General features: G+C 64.3%; 17 protein-coding genes. 7 read left to right on the plus strand and 10 right to left on the minus strand.

Annotated features, from left to right (window positions below; all coding sequences use genetic code 11):
* Positions 1 to 57 precede the first annotated feature (57 nt).
* Together AABA86_RS16465 and AABA86_RS16470 are read left to right on the plus strand one after the other, a co-directional pair.
* Positions 58 to 3,618: a GAF domain-containing sensor histidine kinase gene (locus tag AABA86_RS16465; RefSeq protein ID WP_338307540.1), complete on the plus strand. Its 3,561-nt coding sequence runs from the start codon at positions 58 to 60 to the stop codon at positions 3,616 to 3,618.
* Positions 3,619 to 3,645: 27 nt separating this feature from the next.
* The gene (locus AABA86_RS16470) at positions 3,646 to 5,346 is read left to right on the plus strand and encodes an alpha/beta hydrolase (RefSeq protein ID WP_338307541.1); all 1,701 of its coding nucleotides are present in this window, start codon (positions 3,646 to 3,648) and stop codon (positions 5,344 to 5,346) included.
* Positions 5,347 to 5,350: 4 nt separating this feature from the next.
* Here AABA86_RS16470 and AABA86_RS16475 read toward each other — a convergent pair whose 3' ends face one another.
* Positions 5,351 to 6,934, minus strand: coding sequence for an MDR family MFS transporter (locus AABA86_RS16475; RefSeq protein WP_212251512.1), 1,584 nt, complete (start codon positions 6,932 to 6,934; stop codon positions 5,351 to 5,353).
* A 156-nt stretch (positions 6,935 to 7,090) separates the two neighbouring features.
* Positions 7,091 to 7,606 carry a YcgN family cysteine cluster protein gene (locus AABA86_RS16480; protein WP_212251510.1) on the minus strand — a complete coding sequence of 172 codons (516 nt, stop codon included), beginning with the start codon at positions 7,604 to 7,606 and terminating at the stop codon, positions 7,091 to 7,093.
* 294 nt (positions 7,607 to 7,900) lie between these two features.
* Between AABA86_RS16480 and AABA86_RS16485 the strand changes: the two genes are divergently transcribed.
* From AABA86_RS16485 to AABA86_RS16505, 5 genes are all read left to right on the plus strand, one after another.
* The gene (locus AABA86_RS16485) at positions 7,901 to 10,189 is read left to right on the plus strand and encodes a transglycosylase domain-containing protein (RefSeq protein WP_338307542.1); all 2,289 of its coding nucleotides are present in this window, start codon (positions 7,901 to 7,903) and stop codon (positions 10,187 to 10,189) included.
* Positions 10,190 to 10,198: 9 nt separating this feature from the next.
* On the plus strand, positions 10,199 to 10,777 hold the full coding sequence (locus tag AABA86_RS16490; protein ID WP_212251506.1) for a DUF1214 domain-containing protein: 579 nt from the start codon (positions 10,199 to 10,201) through the stop codon (positions 10,775 to 10,777).
* Positions 10,774 to 11,358: a DUF1254 domain-containing protein gene (locus AABA86_RS16495; protein WP_338307543.1), complete on the plus strand. Its 585-nt coding sequence runs from the start codon at positions 10,774 to 10,776 to the stop codon at positions 11,356 to 11,358. Before AABA86_RS16490 ends, AABA86_RS16495 begins: the two co-directional genes overlap by 4 nt.
* 823 nt (positions 11,359 to 12,181) lie before the next feature.
* A complete protein-coding gene (locus AABA86_RS16500) occupies positions 12,182 to 13,258 on the plus strand; it encodes a hypothetical protein (RefSeq protein WP_338307544.1) in 1,077 nt (358 codons plus the stop codon).
* Between the two features lie 53 nt (positions 13,259 to 13,311).
* Positions 13,312 to 13,893: a hypothetical protein gene (locus AABA86_RS16505; RefSeq protein WP_338307545.1), complete on the plus strand. Its 582-nt coding sequence runs from the start codon at positions 13,312 to 13,314 to the stop codon at positions 13,891 to 13,893.
* Between the two features lie 558 nt (positions 13,894 to 14,451).
* Here the strand turns inward: AABA86_RS16505 and AABA86_RS16510 are convergent.
* The 8 genes from AABA86_RS16510 to AABA86_RS16545 all read right to left on the minus strand — a co-directional run bounded on the left by AABA86_RS16510 (position 14,452) and on the right by AABA86_RS16545 (position 21,484).
* Entirely contained in the window at positions 14,452 to 14,691 is a 240-nt protein-coding gene (locus AABA86_RS16510; protein WP_212251497.1) for a hypothetical protein, read from the minus strand.
* A gap of 667 nt (positions 14,692 to 15,358) precedes the next feature.
* Positions 15,359 to 15,568 (minus strand): cold-shock protein, encoded by a 210-nt coding sequence (locus AABA86_RS16515; protein ID WP_092226167.1) that lies wholly within the window; start codon positions 15,566 to 15,568, stop codon positions 15,359 to 15,361.
* A 226-nt stretch (positions 15,569 to 15,794) separates the two neighbouring features.
* A complete protein-coding gene (locus AABA86_RS16520) occupies positions 15,795 to 16,346 on the minus strand; it encodes a hypothetical protein (protein WP_338307546.1) in 552 nt (183 codons plus the stop codon).
* Between the two features lie 349 nt (positions 16,347 to 16,695).
* A complete protein-coding gene (locus AABA86_RS16525; RefSeq protein ID WP_338307547.1) occupies positions 16,696 to 17,121 on the minus strand; it encodes a hypothetical protein in 426 nt (141 codons plus the stop codon).
* 216 nt (positions 17,122 to 17,337) lie between these two features.
* Positions 17,338 to 18,516, minus strand: coding sequence for an MFS transporter (locus AABA86_RS16530; RefSeq protein ID WP_212251530.1), 1,179 nt, complete (start codon positions 18,514 to 18,516; stop codon positions 17,338 to 17,340).
* A gap of 55 nt (positions 18,517 to 18,571) precedes the next feature.
* Entirely contained in the window at positions 18,572 to 19,759 is a 1,188-nt protein-coding gene (locus AABA86_RS16535; protein WP_338307548.1) for an MFS transporter, read from the minus strand.
* Entirely contained in the window at positions 19,756 to 21,117 is a 1,362-nt protein-coding gene (locus AABA86_RS16540; protein WP_338307549.1) for an NAD(P)-binding domain-containing protein, read from the minus strand. The genes AABA86_RS16535 and AABA86_RS16540 overlap by 4 nt, the downstream gene beginning before the upstream one ends.
* A 49-nt stretch (positions 21,118 to 21,166) precedes the next feature.
* Complete coding sequence (locus tag AABA86_RS16545; RefSeq protein WP_212251489.1) at positions 21,167 to 21,484, minus strand: ArsR/SmtB family transcription factor; 318 nt, start codon at positions 21,482 to 21,484, stop codon at positions 21,167 to 21,169.
* Positions 21,485 to 21,489: the final 5 nt, after the last annotated feature.

Genomic DNA, 21,489 nt, shown 5'->3' on the forward strand with positions numbered 1-21,489 from the left:
GGAATGTGATAATCCGCCCCGGTGCCGCGCCTGTCGCGGCATCAAGCCGGATCGCAAATGACCAACCCTTCCCACGACGTCGCCGATGAGCTCGCAGCCGAGAACGCGCAGCTGCGCAGTGAGCTCGCGACTGCGCGGGATCGCCAAAGCGCCAGCGCGGAGATCCTGCGCACCATCGCGGCCTCGCCCTCCGATGCCCGACCGGTGTTCGAGGCGATCGCGTCGAGTTCCAAGCGCTTGCTGGACGGCTTCTCCGCCACCGTGCTCCAGTTCATCGGCGACGAGCTGCACCTCGTGGCCTACACGCCGACCAGCCCGGAGGCGGACGCGGGGCTCAGTGCGTCGTTCCCGCGCAAGATCGCTGAGTTTCCGACCTTTGCGCTGGTGCGTGGCGGCGAGACGATCCAGTTTCCCGACAGCGAAGCCGCTGACGTGCCGCAGCTGAACCGCGATCTGGCGCGGCTGCGCGGCTTCCGCAGCGTGCTGTTCATGCCGCTGATGAACAGGGGCACGCCGGTCGGCATGATCAGCGTCACCCGCGCCGAGCCGGGCGCGTTCGCCCCCGACCTCGTGCAGCTGCTCCAGACCTTTGCAGACCAGGCCGTGATCGCGATCGAGAATGCGCGCCTGTTCAACGAGACGCGCGAGGCGCTGGAGCACCAGACCGCCACGGCGGACATTTTGAAGGTGATGGCGGCCTCGCCCTCGGACGTGCAGCCGGTATTCGAGGCCATTGCGGCCAACGCCAACCGGCTGATCGGCGGCTTCTCCACGGCTGTGCTGCGCTATGTCGAGGGCGCTGCGCATCTTGCCGCGTTCACGCCGACCGATCCGGCCGGCGATCGCGTGCTCCAGGCCTCGTTCCCGGTGCCGTTCGCGCAGTTCCCGCCCTACCATCTCGTGGCCAAGGGTGCGGCGGCGCAACTGCCCGACACCGAGCTCGAGCCGGCCGCGCGCGACATCGCGCGCGCCCGCGGCTATCGCAGCATGCTGTTCGCGCCGCTGATGAGCGAGGGCGAAGCCATCGGCGTCATCATCGCAACGCGCCGTGCCACCGGCGCCTTCGCCGAACATCATGTGCGGCTGCTGCAGACCTTCGCCGATCAGGCGGTGATCGCGATCAAGAATGTCAGCCTGTTCAATGCGACGCGGGAGGCGCTGGAGCGTCAGACCGCGACCGCCGACATCCTCAAGGTGATCGCGGCTTCGCCTGCCGACGTCACGCCGGTGTTCCAGGCCATCTCCGACAGCGCCAAGGCGCTGATCGGCGGACATTCCTCCGCCGTCACCCGCGTCATCGACGGCCTGCTGCACCTGGCGGCCTTCACCACTGACAACGAGGCCGGCAACGCGGATCTGCTCAGCTCATTCCCGGCGCCGCTGTCGGCATCCGGCATTCACAGCCGGGTGGCGACGAGCGGAAAGTTCGCATTCCGCAGCGACATGCAGAACGAAGGCGACCTCACGGACGCCATGAAGGAGCTGGCGCGCACCAGAGGCTATCGCAGCATCCTCGTGATCCCGATGCTGCGCGACGGTGTTGCGATCGGCACCATTGGCGTGACGCGGCCTGAGGCCGGTCCCTTCCCGGACAAGGCGATCGCCCTGCTCCAGACCTTTGCCGACCAGGCCGTGATCGCCATCGAGAACACGCGGCTGTTCAACGAGGTGCAGGCGCGGACGCACGAGCTTGCGGAGTCACTGGAGCAGCAGACTGCGACATCGGAGGTACTCAGCGTCATCAGCCGATCGGCCGGCGATCTCGCGCCGGTATTCGAGGCGATGCTCAGCAAGGCAATGCAGCTCTGCGGCGCCAGTTTCGGCGTGCTCAATACCTACGACGGCACGCAGTTCCGCACAGCCGCCACTTACGGCCTGCCCCCTGCCTACGATGAATTCCGGCGCAAGGCGCCCCTCAACTATGGTCCGGCGACTGCGCCGGCGCGTCTTTTGAAGGGCGAACCGTTCGTCGAAATCGTCGACCTGCTGGAGTCGGACGTCTATCGCAGCGGCGAGCCGAACCGTCGGGCGCTGGTCGATCTCGGCGGCGCCCGCTGCCTGCTCGCGGTGCCGCTGCTCCAGGACGAGCGCGTGGTCGGCAACGTCATGATCTTCAGGCAGGAGAACCGACCCTTCTCGGAGAAGCAGATCACCTTGCTGAAGCAGTTCGCGGCGCAAGCCGTGATCGCCATCGAGAACGCGCGGCTGCTCAGCGAATTGCGTCAGCGCACCGAGAATCTGACCGAGGCGCTGCAACAACAGACGGCGACTGCCGACGTGCTCAAGGTTATCAGCCGCTCGGCGTTCGACTTGCAGGCCGTGCTCGATACGCTGGTCGAATCGGCGGCGCGACTGTGCGAAGCCGACATGGCGGCGATTACCCGCAAATCCGGCAGCACCTATTTCCGGGCGGGCTCCTACGGCTTTCCAGCCAAATTCGTCGAATATGTAAGAGATCTGCCGGTCCGGGCAGACAGGCGTACCATCACCGGCAGAACGTTGCTCGGCGACAAGGTGGTCCATGTCACCGATGTGCTCGAAGACCCCGATTACTTCTTTGAAGGCCAGGAATTGAGCGGCAATCCGCGCAGCTTCCTGGGTGTGCCCTTGCTGCGCGAAGGCAGCACCGTTGGCGCCATCGTTCTCGCCCGTCGCGCGATCCGGCCGTTTAGCGAAAAGCAGATCGAACTCGTTACCAGTTTCGCCGACCAAGCCGTCATCGCGATCGAGAATGTGCGCCTGTTCGACGAAGTACAGGCCCGTACCAGCGAACTTGCGAAGTCGCTCGAAGATCTGCGCGGCGCGCAGGACCGGCTGATCCAGACCGAGAAGCTCGCCTCCCTCGGCCAGCTCACCGCCGGCATCGCGCATGAGATCAAGAACCCGCTCAACTTCGTCAACAATTTTGCCTCGCTGTCCGCCGAGCTGACCGACGAACTGAACGAAGTGCTCGCGCCCGTGACGCTCGCCGGTGATGTCCGCAGCGAAGTCGACGAGCTCACAGGGCTTCTCAAGGACAATCTCGCGAAGATCGTGCAGCACGGACGGCGCGCCGATTCCATCGTCAAGAACATGCTGCTGCATTCCCGCGAGGGCGGCGGCGAGCACCGGCTGAGCGACGTCAATGCGCTGGTCGAGGAGAGCCTCAACCTCGCCTATCACGGCGCGCGTGCCGAGCAAGCGAAGTTCGACGTCAGGCTGATGCGCGACCTGGATCCGGCGGCAGGCTCAGCCGAATTGTTCCCGCAGGAGATCACGCGGGTGCTCCTGAACCTGATTACGAACGGTTTCTACGCCGTGGCCAAGCGCAAGACAGAGGTCGGCTCGGCCGGTTACGAGCCGGCTTTGATCGCCACGACCCGCGACCGGGGCGAGAGCATAGAAATCCGCATCCGCGACAACGGCACCGGCATTCCGGACGAGGTGAAGGAGAAGATGTTCAATCCGTTCTTCACCACCAAGCCGGCCGGCGAAGGCACCGGCCTCGGATTGTCGATGAGCCACGACATCGTCGTGAAGCAGCATGGCGGCACCATCGACGTCGCGACCACGCCCGGCGAGTTCACCGAATTCACGATTCTTCTGCCACGCAAGAGCAGCTTTTCAGACAAGCCCTGAGGACAATTTCGCCCGGGAGACGTTTTGATGAATCTGGCGCGGCTCGTTCGGCGACAACTCCTCTCGCTATCCGGCATTGGCCTCGTGCTCGGTGCGCTGTTCTTCGCGGCTGCACTGACGCCGACGCTGATCCCGAGGAGCTATCTCACGCAAGGTGTCCTCGCCGGCGGCTGCTTTGCGATCGGCTATTTCGCCGGCGTGCTGTGGCGGCAGCTGTGGCACTATCTCGAGCTGCCCGAGCCTTCGGCGCGCGCCAGATCGATTGCGAATGCGCTGGCGGCAGCCGCCTGCCTGCTCGTCGTCATCGTGTTCCTGTGGCGCGCAGCCGAATGGCAGAACTCGATCCGCGCCGTGATGAAGATGGCGCCGGTCGAGACCGCGCATCCGCTCAAGGTCTGCGTCATCGCCCTGATCACGTTCGTCGTGCTGCTGGTGCTGGGGCGGCTGTTCGCGCTCCTCGCCCGCTTCCTCGCCACGCACACGAGGCGCGTCATTCCGCGGAAACTCGCCAACGTCATCGGCGTACTCGCCGCAGGTCTGCTGTTCTGGTCGATCGCCAGCAATGTCCTGATCAACACGGCGTTTCGCGCACTCGATTCATCCTTCCGCGAGCTCGACGCCTTGCACGAGCCCGAGCGCCCGCAACCAACCGCCTCCGATCGGACAGGAGGCCCGGCGTCGCTGGTGAAGTGGAACGAGCTCGGACGTACGGGACGCAGGTTCATCGCCTCGGGTCCGACCGCAACCGAGATCAGCGCCATCAGCGGAAGGCCAGCGCGGGACCCGGTCCGGGTCTATGTGGGCCTCGCCGGCGGCGCCACCGCGCAGGCGCGCGCCAGGCTTGCGCTCGAGGAGCTCAAGCGCCAGCACGGTTTCGAACGCAAGATCCTGATCGTCGTCACGCCGACCGGCACCGGCTGGATCGATCCGTCCGCGATGGATACGGTCGAATATCTCCACCATGGCGATGTCGCCAGCGTCGCGATGCAATATTCCTATCTCAACAGCCCGATGTCGCTGTTGTTTCAGCCCGAATACGGCGCGGAGGCGGCGCGCGCGCTGTTCGCGGAGATCTACGGTTTCTGGACGACGCTGCCGAGGGACAAGCGGCCGAAGCTGTATCTGCACGGGCTCAGCCTCGGCGCCATGAACTCGGAGAAATCCGCGGAACTGTTCGAGATGATCGGCGATCCCATTGCCGGCGCGCTGTGGAGCGGGGCGCCGTTCGAGAGCCGCCTCTGGCGCTCGATCACTGCGAACCGCAATCCGGGATCGCCGGCGTGGCTGCCGGAATTCCGCGACAACCGCTTCGTGCGCTTCATGAACCAGAACGGACCGACGGTCCCGGCAGACGCGCCGTGGGGTCCGATGCGCGTCGTCTACCTGCAATATGCCAGCGACGCGATCACGTTCTTCGCCTATCGCGATGCCTACCAGGCCCCGGCCTGGATGAGCGCGCCGCGCGGGCCGGACGTGTCACCGGAGCTGCGATGGTATCCGATCGTGACGATGCTCCAGCTCGCGCTCGACATGGCGGTTGCGACCAATACGCCGATGGGCTTTGGCCACGTCTATGCGCCCGAGCATTATGTCGATGCCTGGATCGCGGTGACCGATGTCCATGACTGGTCCGCCGAGGCGCTGGCACAGCTCAAAGAGCAGCTTGCGGCGAAAGCCCGGACGACGAGCGCAGGCAATATCGACGACGATTCCGATCGCGGCGGCTAAGCGCCTACTCCGCCAGCTCGACGGGTTGCTTCGCCGAAGGGCCGGCGAGCGGCCGCTCCTCCATCGCGATCAGGCACAGCGCGGCGGTGGTCATCAGCGCGGTGGCGGCGCCGAACACGTAGCGGAACGCGTGGCGCATGTCCTCGGTGGGAATAGCGACGGCGCCGGCGGCGTGGTGCTCGCCGGCGAGCGGAACGTCGATGCCCAGCGCGATCAGCAGGATCGCCGCGAACGCGGCGACCGTGAACGAGGACATCAGCGAGCGGAAGAAGTTCATCGCGCCGGTGATGGTGCCGACCTGCGGACGCGCCACCGAGTTCTGCAGCGAGACCACGCAGACCGGGAAGGTGGTGCCGAGCCCGAGCGCGAACGCCGCCATCAGCGTGAGCAAGCCCCACAGCGGCAAGGTGGTGAGCGTGAGGCCGAGGCCGCACAGCGCGGCCCAGGACGTGCCGATGATCGCGACGCGCTTGTAGTGCTTGGCGCGGGCCATGGTGCGGCCGGCGACGGCGGCGCCGACGGTCGAGACCGCCGCGAGCGGGATCAGCGCAAGCCCCGCCTCGCTGGCGCTCAAATGGTAGACCGACTCGTAATAAAGCGGCAGCTGCACGGTGAGGCCGGTGATCGCCCCGAGCCCGCAGCCGCCGGCGGTCAGCGCGAACGGCGCCACCGATCCGGTCAGCAGCTTCAACGGCAGGAACGGCTCGTCGGCCCGCCGGGCGTGCCAGACGAAGCTGACGGCGAGCGCGACGGCGCCGCCCACCATCGCCAGCACGGTCGGCGACAGCCAGGGATAGCGCGTACCGCCCCAGGTCAGCACCAGCATGAAGACGACGGCGGACGCCATCAGCAGCACGCCGCCGAGCCAGTCGACCTTGCGCTTGCGGTGGAACACCGGGATCTTCTTCATCTTCGGCAGCAGCATCACGATGGCGGCGGCCGCGAGCGGCAAGTTGATCCAGAAGATCATCGACCAGTGCAGATGCTCGGCGAACACGCCGCCGATGACCGGACCCAGAATGCCGCCGACCATCCAGACGCTGGAGAAATAGGCCTGGTACTGGCCGCGCTCGCGCGGGGAGACGACGTCGGAGATCACCGTCTGCACGACCGGCATGATGCCGCCGCCGCCGAGCCCCTGAAGGCCGCGCGCCAAAATCAGCATCGGCATGTTCGGCGCGATCGCGCACAGCACCGAGCCCGCCACGAACAGGCTGAGCGAGATGATGATCATGACGCGGCGGCCGTAGATGTCGCTCAAGGTGCCGAATACCGGCGCGACCGCGGTCGAGGCGAGCAGATAGGCGGTGATGACCCAGGAGAGATTGGAGACGTCCTGGAACTGGCGCCCGATGGTCGGCAGCGCGGTCGCCACGATGGTCTGGTCGAGCGCTGCCAGGAACATCGTCAGCATCAGGCTGATGACGATGGTGCGGACCTCGTCCTGTGACAGCGGCACCGGCGGCGCGATCGACGGCGCGTCATCGACGCTGATGACTTCGCTCGGAAGTCGGGACAGCTCCTCGGCGATATCGTCAGGCAAAGTCTGGATGTCGGCAGAACTGCTCTGCCGGTCGAACTTGTTCATCTCGCTCGGATGCCGTGTGGCGGCACAACGCCGCAAAGGATTCGTTCTATGCAGCCCAATGTAGACAGCAAAGTTTGTCCCGGGCAGGCACCGCGGCGCATGGGTGCATCCCGCCCCCGGGCCATCCCGAACACGTGATCCCGTTTATCCGGCAGCTCAGTCCTTCGGACGTCGCTTCAGGCGGGCCCGCTTCGGCAGCAGCGCGGGCCATTGCACGATGTGGTCCTCGAGCTCCTCGTCCGGGATATCCTCTTCGCTGCCTTCGACCCGGCCGCGCACGGAGACGCCGGCGTCATGCACGGTGTTGGGATCACCGGAGACCAGCGGATGCCACCAATAGAGATCGCGCCCCTCGGCGACGAGCTTGTAGCCGCAGCTCGGCGGCAGCCAGTTCAGGGTGCGGACATTGGCCGGGGTCAGGCGGACGCAGTCCGGAACCTTGTCGGAGCGATTCGGATAGTCCTTGCAGGCGCAGCTCATCCCATCGAGCAGCTTGCAGCCGATATGGGTGAAATAGATCTGCCCGGTGTCCTCGTCCTCGAGCTTGTTCAGGCAGCAACGCCCGCAGCCGTCGCACAGGCTTTCCCATTCGCCCGCCGACATCTCTTCCAACGTCTTGGTTTTCCAGAAGAATCCTTCCTGGCCTGAAGGTCGTTTGGGAACTGCGGTCATGCGCCTCAACAAAAGTTCGAAAGAGCTACGGCTCAAGCCATCTAGGGCGTGCGGCCGGGGTGGTGCAAGCAACGCGCCTTTGAGGCCCGTAATGAACCGGGGTCAATTAGGCCTGTTGTTCAAAATCGCGAGCCTGACCATTGGTTTATGGGCCCCGCTCGGCTAGAAGGAACAGCAAGTCCCTCGGATGCTGGCCGGGCGCCTTGGGTTTGCCGCAACATTCCCTCAAGACGTCTCGATGCCGCCCCCGGCCGGGTGCTTGAACGCTTTCGAACCAAGCCTCAAGGGTTCTAGGTGCGCCAGATCATACCACCGCATTGGAAGGCCAGGGTCCGGAATTTCTTCCTGGACCTCGATGCGCGCATCGACTCCTCGCTGTTCTCCTCGGCCAAGGGCATCCGCGAGCTCTACGAGCGCTACTCGACCTTCATGGACCGCTTCTATGTCGGACGCTGGAAGCGCTGGGTGTTCATCGAGCCGCTGTCGGAAGCCGCGACCCTCGGCCTCGGCGGCCTGGTCGTGATGCTCACCCTCGCCATCCCCGCCTTCCGCGAGACCGCGGACGAGGACTGGCTGAAGAAGTCCGATCTCGCGGTGAGCTTCCTCGACCGCTACGGCACCCCGATCGGCAGCCGCGGCATCAAGCACAACGACTCGATCCCGCTGGAAGATTTTCCGGACGTGTTGATCAAGGCGACGCTGGCGACCGAAGACCGCCGCTTCTACGAGCATTTCGGCATCGACATCGCCGGCACCGCACGCGCGCTCGTGACCAACGCGCAAGCCGGCGGCGTCCGCCAGGGCGGCTCCTCGATCACCCAGCAGCTCGCCAAGAACCTGTTCCTGAGCAACGAGCGCACGATCGAACGCAAGGTCAACGAGGCCTTCCTCGCGGTCTGGCTGGAATGGCGCCTGACCAAGAACGAGATTCTCAAGCTCTACCTCGACCGCGCCTATATGGGCGGCGGCACTTTCGGCGTCGACGGCGCGGCGCATTTCTACTTCAACAAATCCGCACGCGACGTGACGCTTTCGGAAGCGGCGATGCTCGCCGGCCTGTTCAAGGCGCCGACGAAATACGCCCCGCACATCAACCTGCCGGCCGCGCGCGCCCGCGCCAACGTCGTGCTCGACAACCTCGTCGACGCCGGCTTCATGACCGAGGGCCAGGTGTTCGGCGCCCGCCGCAACCCGGCCTTCGCGGTCGATCGCCGCGACGAGGCTTCGCCGAACTACTATCTCGATTACGCCTTCGACGAGATGCGCAAGCTGGTCGACACCTTCCCGAAGTCGTACACCGAGCGCGTCTTCGTGGTGCGGCTCGCGATCGACACCAACGTGCAGAAGGCGGCGGAAGACGCGGTCGAGAACCAGCTGCGCCAGTTCGGCCGCGATTATCATGCAACGCAGGCGGCGACCGTCGTGTCCGATCTCGACGGCGGCATCCGCGCCATGGTCGGCGGCCGCGACTACGGCGCCAGCCAGTTCAACCGCGCCACCGACGCCTATCGCCAGCCGGGTTCGTCGTTCAAGCCTTACGTCTACACCACCGCGCTGCTGAACGGCTTTACGCCGAACTCGATCGTGGTCGACGGCCCGGTCTGCATCGGCAATTGGTGCCCGCAGAATTATGGCCATTCCTATTCCGGTTCGGTGACGCTGACGCAGGCGATCACGCGCTCGATCAACGTCGTGCCGGTCAAGCTGTCGATCGCGATCGGCCAGAAGGAGCAGCCGAAGGCGCCGAACCCGGCCAAGATCGGCCGCGCCAAGATCGTCGAGGTCGCGCGCCGCTTCGGCCTCAAGGCGCCGCTGCCCGACACGCCGTCGCTGCCGATCGGCTCGGACGAAGTCACCGTGCTCGAGCACGCGGTCGCCTACGCGACCTTCCCCAACCGCGGCAAGGCGGTGACGCCGCATTCGGTGCTCGAAGTGCGCACCGGCGCCGGCGACCTCGTCTGGCGCTGGGACCGCGACGGCCCGAAGCCGCGGCAGGCGATCCCCGCCTCCGTTGCCGCCGACATGGCCGGCATGATGAGCCACGTCGTCAGCGAAGGCACCGCGCGCCGCGCCGCGCTCGACGGCATTCCGACTGCGGGCAAGACCGGCACGACCAATGCGTATCGCGACGCCTGGTTCGTCGGCTACACCGGCAACTTCACCTGTGCGGTCTGGTACGGCAACGACGACTATTCGCCGACCAACCGCATGACCGGCGGCTCGCTGCCGGCGCAGACCTGGCACGACATCATGCTCGCGGCGCATCAGGGCGTCGAGGTCCGGGAAATCCCCGGCATCGGCATGGGCCAGAAGCTGCCGCCGCAGCATGTGAGCAACGCGCAGGCCAATGCGGCGCCGAAGGTGCTGGAGACCAAGCCGGGTCCGCCGCCGGTGCTGACCAAGCGCGGCGCCGATATCCTGGTGCGCGTCGAGAAGCTGCTGGATGACGCCGCCAGGACGGCAAAGAAATCGACGGATGCCGACACCAAGGCGGCCAGGCCGTCCTCGGCGACGAGCGCGCTCGCCTTCCCGCAGAACTATGCGGAAGAGAACGCCAACGCGTCCGCCCCACGCAAGAACTGATCGAAACAAGTGCGGCTGATCCTGATCACATTGACGGCCCTTCTGCTCGCGACGGTGGTCGGCTTGGGTGCGACCTGGATGACGACGACGCGCGGCACCGAGATCGGCGCGCTGACCATCGGCGCCTGGACCGCCCGCCCGCGCACCGGCACCGCCGACGTCGATCCCTATTCGCGCGCCACCATCGTGCGCAACGGCGAGCTGCCGATCGGCACCGGCGACGGCGTCGCCTTCACCGCGACCGCCGACGACAAGAAGAAGGCGCTCGACGGCCGCTGCGACGTGATCGTCTCCGGCGTGACGCCGCCGGCGCGGTTCTGGACGCTGACGCTGTACGACCGCAAGGGCCATCTCGTCGCCAATTCGCTGCAGCGCTACGGCTTCACCAGCCAGGAAATCGTGCGCCAGTCCGACGGTTCGTTCGAGATCCGCATCGCCTCGCGCTCGCGCGCCGGCAACTGGCTGCCGACCGGCGGCATCGAGCGCTACGCACTGATGCTGCGCCTCTACGACACCCCGGTCGGCGTTGCCACGCGCACCCAGCGTGATGCGCCGATGCCCACCATCACGACGGCGGGCTGCTCATGATCCGCCTCCTGTTCACCGTCGTTGCCGGCGTGGTGCTCGGCCTCGTGGTCCACCTCGTCAGCGTGCTGGCGCTGCCGCGGATCGCGACGCAGGACGCCTATTCGCGGCTGACGCCGATGACCAAGCTCAACGGCGTCAGCCAGCTTCCCCTCGCCGATCCGCAGACCTCGCCGATGCCGTTCATGGACCCGGCCTTTGCGCTGGCGATCTGCCGCTACGACCTCACAAGCGGGCCGATCAAGCTGACGGTGCCGGTGAGCCAGGCCTACACCTCGGTGTCGTTCTACACCCGCAACGAGATCGCCTATTACGCCATCAACGACCGCTCGGCGGGCCGCAAGGTGATCGAGCTCGACCTGATGACGGAGGCGCAGCACAACGAGCTGCCCGAGGACGAAGAGGTCACCGCGGCCGACCGCCTGATCATCGATTCCCCCAGCACAACCGGCCTGATCGTGATGAAGGCGCTCGCCCCCGAGCCCGGCCTGATGCAGCAGGCGCAGGCGACGCTTGCGGCCGCGAGCTGCGGCCCGCAGACCGAGCAGCCGGCCAAGGCCGAGGCCCCGCGCGGCCGGCGCTGAGGCGCGGGCGTCTCAGGCACCCGCAAAACAAAAGCGCGAAAACAACCCCATGCACAGTAGCGGGGGCAGCTCAATGTCCGCTCGGCTGACATTACCCGACGTTACAAGAGGGTTCGCGTGGTTCGGCTAAGGGCCAATAGGCGACACCGAAGATGAAAACAGCCGCCAATCGAGGCGGACCTAGACCGCAGTCTCTTTGCGGATAGGTGGTAAGAGGGCCAACGCAATATATGGCAAGGGATAGAACAGTCCGCCCCAGATGAACCAAGCGGCCTGAGAGCGCCCCCTCTCTGCGGCATAGTTCGCAGTATAGCGCCCGCACACCCAAATGAGGCTCAGATAAAGAATTGCGGCAACGATCAACGGAAACATGTGACGGCTCCGATCACTGCTTGCTGATAACATAAGGGATCAGAGGCACGGAGCAATGCACGCTCTCGTTAACGAATCGATTTAGGGCGGCCCAGCGAAGTCCGGTTCGGGTCACAAGCTGCCGCGGCGCACCATGCTGCGATTGGTCCGCTGAGGGCCATAAACTGCCATTGAAGATGAAGGCACGATGTTTTTACTCGATCCTGACTGGCTTTCTTCCCGATGTCCCAAAGCCTATCTTGGTTGAAAAGGCGCGAGAGGCAGCGAAATGCTACCGGGACCAATTGCTTATTGCTTCTACCGTTATCGCGGGCTCTGCCTTCACACATGGATCGTCACGACTTTCACAATCATTGTGGCCGCCGCTCAGCTACAGGCTTCAGCAGCACCAAACGCGTCAGCGTGCGGATACCTCGCTGGTCTGATTGATAAGGCACCGCCATCAGGGCCCTTGTTCCTACCCAGCTATCCGACCGTCGAATCGGGGCCTCTGCATGGCGCCGCCTACCTCTATGACAATGCGGTAGCCGCCATCGCGTTGGTCGGTTGCGGTGAGCAAGACAAAGCGTATCGGATTGGCTCGGCGCTTCTCTGGGCCATCGATAACGACCGCACCTGGCATGATGGACGGCTCCGGAACGCTTACGCCGCAGGTGTGGTGGCGAATGGCCCCGTCAAACTTCCGGGGTGGTGGGACAATGCTCAGAACAAATGGTTAGAGGATCGATATCAGGTGGGCAGCGACAATGGTAACATGGCATGGGCCATGTTGGCGTTGCTGTCGCTTGACGATGTGAACGCCGGCTCTCGGTTCCGCGATGGTGCTGCACAGCTTGGCGCCTGGGTCGCGCAATGGCCCGATACGCGCGGTACTGGCGGTTTCACGGGCGGTACGTTTGGGCACGAACCGACGCCGGAAGTGCGGGCGTGGAAATCGACTGAACATAATACTGACCTCGCTGCCGCGTTTGGCCTTCTTGCGATCCGTACGGGGGATTCGCGCTGGCGTGATAAGGCAACGGCTGCTGAGCACTTCGTAAATACGATGTGGAATCCGGCATGCGCCTGTTTCGCTGCAGGGACCGCTGAAGACGGCGTCACCCACAATCCGATTTTGGCTCTCGATGCTCAGGTCTGGCCTTTAATAGCGCTCTACGGAGCGGTCGAGAAATTTGCATCGGCAATTACGACCGCCGAGCAGCGAATGAGTGTCGACGAGGGCTTTTCTTACGGTGAAGACCGAGACGGTGTGTGGACCGAAGGGACGGGCCAAATGGCTCTCTTAATGAAATTGCTCGGCAGGACTGGGAGGGCAAACTCGTTGATCGCTGTAATCGAATCCCAGAGGTCGCCGGATGGTGGGTTCTATGCCACAACTGTCCGCGAGTTACCGACCGGGTTCGTGTTGGACACTGATCCGACCAAGCCGCGACTCTATTTCCGATTGTCACATCTTGGCGCAGCTTCGTGGGCTGCCCTCGCGGAACGTGGGTTCAATCCCTTTACGCTGACAAAAGGACTCCCGTAGTTAAGTCGCGGTGCTTCTCGTTCCGCCTCTCTTTTGGTCTTTTTGATTTCGATATGTCCGCAAAGGGTCACAAGCGTCCCTTTGACCCGGCCCCGACCACGTCGGGATTGCCCCTGTCAGCCGACGTCGAGACAAGCGCCGGAGGCGGTCGAAAAGGGCGGCAAGCGGAACGGCGGCTGGGGAATTTACCGAAGGTTAGCGCTCGTGTTGCACAACCATTGGATGTTGACCGTCCGAACGAATCTTGTCCGCGCATGAGATTGGCGCTCAAAATCGCACTCGTGGCGGTCTGTGCTGCAATCTTGACCGCGGTGCTTCTCATCATCGTCTTGGCCGGCATCTTTGGGATGCAATGGAGCAGGACGTTGCAAATTCTGAGTTCGGCGCCCGAGCTATACCTCTTGCCCACCATTATCTTCGTTGAATTTTGTTTCCTGACGAACGACTTGCTGGCTTATCTGTGCGAGAAATTCGAGGCGGACTTCGGGATAAACTTCTCCGAGATTCCGTTTAAGTTCGACCTCGACAAGCTGGAAGCACCCATTCCGCTTCGAACGAAACTCGTTCAGCTCTATCCGCTCACGATCCTTCTGACACTGCTCGGGTTCGCTGTCGCGCTAATGACACGCCAATAGGCACGATCTCTCAGGTCCGCCAGAGGCTCTCATGGGCAATCGCGCCTGCCCACAGGGCCGCAATACGGGACGGGTCTGTTCAGACAATCCAAGAGCGGCGAGCACGGCAGCGTGATCGATTGCGTTCGGAGAGGTTTGATAGCTGGCCTGAATCGGCCCGCTCGACCCGCATGCGGAACGCAGCTTCCGCTTTCAGCCGAAGCGGACGTTGTCGTGCTCACAGCCGATCGGCTTGAGACCCGAAGCGGACGTTCATCGAGTCCTGCCGGGTTTGGTTTCGATCGGAAGATCACTGAACGTACGAAAGCTGATCTTCCGTAACGACTCGCTCGATCTTCTCGGACTTGCACTTGATGCGGTATCTAACTCGTCCATCGGATTCGATGGGCATATGCTGGACGATAGTGTAGACCATTGGCGGTTCAGTTGTGGCCCGCCCCTGCGGGCCCTGGGGTTGGTGGCGAACGTCTTCGTTAAGCTTATAGGCATAGGACATGTGCTTACCCTCAACGTTTACGGCTGCTCTGGCGATGCGGACGCCTTTGGTCTTAGCGGGGATTAGTCCTCAAGAACGGATTTCGTCGCCTCGAAGACCTGCTCTGCCGTGCCCTTGATCGTGCCCGTCGCCCAGGCCTGAAACACGGTAACGTAGGCGTTCATGTACGCCTCGTCGTCTGCAGAGAAGTAGACTTCGTCAGTCACCGTATCCAAGACAAGCGCTCCTGTATCGATGCAAATTTCCTCGATCAGTACCAGGCGCTCTTCGTGTTCAGCGAGATGACGTTTTACGATACTCATTGTATCTCCTGCTTTGCGGCGACCTGAAGTCGGGGCCTGACTTGGCTTGGCGAACGCAATTCAAAGCGGGGGGCGGCTCCGTCGACACATCGTCCGCACTCTCTTCAACGATGGTAAAGGAGTTGCCGGACTGCCATGAACGGCTAATTCCGATCGCAGGCCGCCGGTTCAATCTGCTCGTTCGATCATCCTTCGGAAGGGGGACGCCGAACGGGGCCGACAATCAACTTGTAGGTGGGCACCCGAGCGGTATTCCACGATTCCAGGGTCGCGCCGCAAACCGAGCACTCGAAGCTCGCGATCTGCCGACTGGGAGCCATCGCCTCGGTTCGGCCATAGACGGCGCCGCACCGACAGGATCGATGATGAGAATCGAGCATGCCCGTTTATGCGCCTGAAAGACAGAACAAGCCACTTCGAAAGTTCAACAGGCTATCGAGGCCCAAGACAGAGACGCCCGCTGGTTTCAGCTTTTCTGTCCGGTCCTCCATCGCAGCCCGGCGACGACAGGCCGAGTGTCCAAGCGAAGCCTCGGACCAACCGACTTTTCCAGTCGCTTTCACGGGTGGAAGCGAAAACCCCGCTCCCGATGACTCGGGGGCGAGGCAGGACCACAAGCTCTGCCAGTACATCCGTGGCTGGAGCGACAGGTCTGTCGTGCTCTTAACTAAGCAGCACGGAGATTTTCGGCAGCGGACTTGCCGGTACGACGGTCAGCGACGACGTCATAAGACAACGTCTGACCTTCGCTCAGAGTGCCCATGCCGGCGCGTTCGACCGCGCTGATATGAACAAAAACGTCGTTGCTGCCGTTGGTGGGCTGGATAAAGCCGAAGCCCTTTTGGGTGTTAAACCACTTCACTGTACCTGTATTCATCAGGTGTTCCTTTCGTACGCGCGCAGGATCTGGCGCGCGGACTTGCGGCCAGTGTTCCGGTCAGTCGATGTTGGAGAATGTCTGAAACGTGCGCGCCGTCAGGAGCTGAGGCGAAAGCGGAACAGTTGTTCGGCCAGTATCGATCCCTGAAACAATACACCAGCGGTTGCGAGACTTCAAGAAGAAAGCCAACGAGTGCTTCCTGCCACGTTTATCCGTTCCATCGTTAAGAGCCTGTCGAACGCGGTGATTGATTGATCTTTTTCAGAAGCGTGTCTTTAGCCGGCCCCGCAGCAAGAAGGACCGCTTGCGCTTCGAGGCGTTCCTTTTCGGCAAGTATGTTTTGTTCGAAACTGGACGTCTGCTCAAACCCGCGACAATGGACTGCCTCTCCAAGACGTACCGACGATCCTGAAGAGGTATTCGACGAGGCGGTGTCGCGAGAACCGGCCCATCGCCTAACGCGCGTCGGACGATGGGCCGCTCCGGGTGGATGACGCAAACCTAGAGAGGTCCAAGTATCGCGCCACAGACCAATATCGTTAAGCTCACGACGAGAAAGTCGTTCCTGTCGGATACCCAGAAAGAGGCCGGGATGGAGGTCCTTTACGCGCCAGCCGTGTCGACCAATGCCACCGCATTGATTCGCCGGCGCGAACGACCGGCTTTTGCAGACGTGGGCCCCCCTTAAGGTCTGCGGAATGATCGCGCCGTCATAGCCCGTCACGAGGAGGATCGTCCCCCGCGTCGCCGGCCTCGGGCCACCGGCAAGTTCCATGTGGTTTCCTTTTCCCGCACTTTCCGGCATTGTTCGGCATGGCAAAAGTAAAAGTGAGCTTCAAACCACTCCGTAAGTCTGAGGGCGACTGGGTTATCATCGCCGAGTGCCCCGGCGCAGAACCCCGCGAAATCACGGGCTTCACGAGTAAGGCCGAAATTGACGACTGGATGAATGGAGAGCGCCGGATCGCGTGGCTCCGATCGCAGGGTTACGCCAAGTGACGTGACAACTCCTTCCCTCTGGCGCTTCGCGTCCGTCTGGGAGACTGCCTACGCGCGATTGACCCAAGCGGCGGTCGCCGCGTTGCCAGACGAGGGTTGCGTCGGCCTGCGAGCGTTTGCCGGTCCTAACGCTCCTCGGTCGGATGCACCCATTTGTAGGGCGTGATGCTTTGCGTGGCGGTCAGCTTGATCATGTGGACGGGCGGCGCGGAACGTGCCTTTCGGCATGACCGGCACTTGAGCGAGGCTTCCAGCTTCCAGATCGGCGTATCGCGCGGCCGGCGGATGGCATCGAGCGGCAGGCTTGCGCGCGCCTTGCACCGGTTGCATTCGACCTCGAGCCAGCCCATGCCGCCGTTGAGGCATTGGCCGATCGTCGGCGAGGGCTGTGAGGGCCCGCCGTAACCTTCCATGCGAACCGACCAGGCTTCGGCCTCGGCCCGGTCGGCCTCACGGACCGCCTTCTTCGCCTCCTCGCGCGCGTGCTTGGCCGAAATTTCCGCGCCCAGAATCCGGCCGCTCCAGATGACCTCGCGTGATTTGGTGCCCATGCCGTCATCAAAGCTGCGCTCGACGGCGCTGGCAAATTATCGATCGCTGGTAGGCCCGGCGCGCAATTCGATACTGCGGGTCGTGGGTGTGGACAACCGAGGCTGAAGATCCCGTGGCAAAGCCGCGGCGCCGGCGATGGCGGAGCGCCACCATCGAAAGTCGTCACGCCCGCGGGCAACAATCCGGCGTAGTCTTTTCTGCCGAGGCAAGTGGGCTCACGATGGCCGCTTGCCCGCATGATCCCGCCGCGCCCACAGCAGCGCCAGCGGCCCCAGCGCGATTCCGGCAGCCAGAACGATGAACACCAGCAGCCAGCCGTTCGCGCTCTGCGGACCGCCGGCCATGTCGAGTGCGACGCCGGTTCCCCATGCGCCGGCGGCTGACAAGCCGAAGCCGACGGTGGAATGCAGGGCCAGCGTTGCGCCGCGATGCTCGGAGATTGCCGCAGCCGACATGCCTGCGGTCAACGCACCTGAATCCGCCGGCACCGTCAGGCCGTAGATCATCAGCAGCAGCGCGAGCACCCATGCCGGTGCCGTTGCGTTGAGGCCGATCACGAGCGCGACACTGGCCGACGCGATCATCACCACCGTGATGGCGCGATGCCGTCCGAACTTCAGGGCGGCCTCGTTGCCGAGGATGCTTGCGGGCATCGAGATCACCGCGAAGCAGAAGCTCATCAGTACCGGCGTCATCCAGGACGGCCCGCCCTGATGCGCAACGACGAAGGTCCAGAACCCGACCAGCCAGGTGCGAATGCCATAGAGCTCGAAGCAGTGCGCGCCGTAACCGAGGATGTAGCCGAGCGCCTCGCGATTGCCGAAGACAGGCGCGAAATTCAGCAGCCGCCCCGTCTTCGGGACAGGCCGGCGGCCCTCGATCAGGAGGCACGCAACCACCATCGCGACGGGGCCGACGCCGGTGACGTAGAACGCGGTCCGCCATCCCCAGCGATCGGCGAGGACTTGCGCAACCAGGAACGACAGGCCGACGCCGACCGAGAAGCTCGACGTGTAGAGCGTGACCGCCCGCGAGGTGTCGCCGGCCGGCAACCGGTCCGTCAGCGCCTTCAGACCCGGCATGTAGGCGCCGGCAAAGCCCAATCCTGCGAGCGACCAGATCAGCGTGCCCGACCAGAACCCCTGGGCAAAAATGCCGAAGGCCATGGTCGCAAGTCCGCTGACGATGGAGCCGCACAGCAGCACGATCCGCGCGTCGATGCGATCGGTCAGCGTCGTCAGCACCGGCACGGCCAGCATGTAGCCGAACGCATAGCCGCTCGCCATCAGCCCGCCTTCGGCAGCGGAAAGTCCCCACGCCGGCATCAGATGCTGCGCCAAATTCGCGGACAGCGTGACGTGCGGCAGCAGATTGCCGAGCTGGCCGATACACATCACCGCAATCAGCGGCCCCCCGCTCAAGCTCCGAATGCTCGCCTCCCCTCGGTCCCTATCTCGTCTGGTCTGCACGCAGCAACAGAAGCGCAAAAAACGCGGAGATCGAGGCCAGCGCGCTGATCCATAGCGCGCTGCTGCCAAAATGCTCCACCATCAGCCCGAGTGCGAGTGGCGCGAGCGCGCCGGTGGCCCGCGACGGCAACGAGATCATGCCGACACGTCTGCCGAAGCCTGCCGGCCCGAACAACGCCAGGGGAAGCGTACCGCGGGCAATGGTGATGATGCCGTTGCCTGCGCCATACAGCACCGTGAAGGTCGATGCGAGCAAGGGGCCGCCCGCGACCAGTGCAACAACCCCGATCGGATTCATGAGCATGGCGAGGCGCGCCGACAACAGCGGATGAAACCGGCCGAGCCATCCTGCTTCCAGCAGGCGGGCAGCAACCTGCGCGGGGCCGACCAGGGCTCCCGCGAACAGGGCCTGCGCCGGCGTCGCGCCGAACGCAACCAGCATGGTCGGCAGAATGGCCGAGACACCCGAGCTGACGAAGCTTGCCGCCGCGAACATGTAAGCCAGCAGCACCATCGCGAACGTTTCGCTCTGCCGTCCGGAGCTCTGGCTCGCGCCCGGATCCGGCCGCGGCTGCTGGTCCAATGGAATTGCGCGCGGCAGCGACAGATTGAGCGGCAACGCCAGACAGATATGGATCGCCGCCCACACCTGGCAGGCGACGCGCCAGTCATACTCGGAGGCCAGCCACGTCGTGAGGGGCCAGCCGAGCGTGCTGGCGAAACCCGCGATCAGGGTGATGCCGGTGATGGTTCGCCGCGCATTGCTGCCGTAGATGCGCGCAAGCGTCGCGAAGGCCGCTTCGTAAAGCCCCATGCCCATGCCGATCCCGAGCAACACCCAGGCTGCAACCAGCACCGCAATGCCATGAGCCACGGACAGCAGGAGCAAGCCTGCCACGAAGACGAGGCTCGAGACGGCAAGCAGACCGCGCCCCCCGAACGTATCGATGGCATGCCCCACCCGCGGCCCGAGCAGGCCGGAGATGACGAGCGCTCCCGACAGCGCGCCGAACACGTAGGTCGGCGCAAGACCGAGATCGCGCGCAATCGGCGCGGCCAGGATGGCAGGGAGATAGTAGCTCGACGCCCACGCGATGGTCTGCGCGGTTCCGAGTGCGGCGACAATGGCGAGCGGACCGGCCACCCGGTCCGCCGGGACCTGCGTCATGAGCAGCCGCACCCAGCGCGACCTGCCTTCTTGGCGGTTTCATCGTCGGCACAGCAGGCTGACGGCTCCTCCTTCGCCGGCCCGCCGCAGCATCCCGCCCCCGCCGTCTCGACACCGCCGCGCGTGCAGACGCCGGTCTCCGGCAGCACGAGCTCGACCCGTGCCGCAGCCTTCTTGTCGCCGGCGATGTCGGCGGCGATGGAGCGGACCTGCTCGTATCCGGTCATCATCAGGAAGGTCGGCGCACGGCCGTAAGATTTCATGCCGGCGAGATAGAAGCCCGGCTCGTCATGCGCGAGCTCGCGCGCACCGTGCGGCCGAACCGTGCCGCAGCTATGCTCGTTGGGATCGATCAGCGGCGCGAGCGCGGCCGGAGCCTCGATCGCCGGATCGAGCCGCAGCCGCAGCTCGGACAGGAACGATAGATCGGGACGGAAGCCGGTCGAGACGATCAGTTCGTCCGCCACCACACTCTGCGCACCGCAGCAGGTGCCTGCCGAAATCCTGAGACGGCCTTCGAAGTCCGACAGATGCGTGACGCCGAAGCCTGTTTCGACCCTGATCTTTCCGGCAGCGACGAGCGCGGCGAAGGTGGAGCCCAGCTCGCCGCGCGCGGCAAGCTTGTCGTTGCTGCCGCCCCCGAACGCCTTTGCGGGATCGGTGCCACGCAACAGCCAGATCGCTTGCGTGCCTGATACCTCGCCCGCGAGCTGCACGAGATCGATCAGAGTGCCCAAAGCGGAATGGCCGGCGCCAAGCACGGCAACGGTCTTGCCGGCGTATCTGGCGCGCTCAGTGCCCTGCACGTCCGGCATGCCATAGGCGATGTGGCCGGCGCGCTCGCGTTCGCCGATCGCGGGCAAACCGTTGCTGCCGGCGGGGTTGGGAGAGAACCACGTGCCTGACGCGTCGATGACGGCATCGGCGCGAAGCACCTCGGGGCCTTTGCCGTTCTGATAGCGAATTTCGAACGGCACCTGCTCCCTGCCCTTCGTCTTCGCCTTGTCGAAGCCGGCGCGGCTGATCGCCGTGACCCGGCTCGACGTCCGGATCGCCTCACGCAGCGGCGTGCGCGTCGCGAGCGGGGTGAGATATCGGTCGATCAGCTCGCCGCCGGTCGGATAAGAATGAGGGTCCGGTGAATTCCACCCCGTCGGCGCGAGCAGCCGCGCGGCCGCCTTGTCGACATTGTATTCCCACGGCGAGAACAGCTGGACATGCTGCCACTGACGGACCGCATACGCGGCTTCAGGGCCGGCCTCGAGCACGATCGGAGACATACCGCGCTCGAGCACGTGCGCAGCCGCGGCGAGGCCAACAGGCCCGGCTCCGATGATGGCGACCGTCTTGGCGTTCATTCCGACTTCTCCCATCTTTCTAGAATCATCGAATAATTCAACAAATCAATCACGCGGCCGTTTGCGCACCTTTGCATCCGGCTTCGTCGGCGCAGCACTCCGCCGCCAGGAAATCCACCAAGCCCCGCATCGCGTCAAAGTTTGCGTGGCAGATCAGGGTCGTCGATTCCCTGACCTGGCTGACGAGCCCGACCGCAACCAGGGTCTTGATGTGATGCGACAGCGTCGAGGCCGGGATCTTCAGCTTGTCCTGCAGGCGGCCGACAGGCATGCCCGCGTGTCCGGCCCGGACCAGGGCCCGGTAGATTTGAAGCCGGGTCTGATTGCCCAGGGCCTCCAGACGTGCTGCTGCGTCGGCGATCTTCATGGTGC

This window comes from Bradyrhizobium sp. TM233 (assembly GCF_036247965.1).
GTDB classification, from domain to species: domain Bacteria; phylum Pseudomonadota; class Alphaproteobacteria; order Rhizobiales; family Xanthobacteraceae; genus Bradyrhizobium; species Bradyrhizobium ottawaense.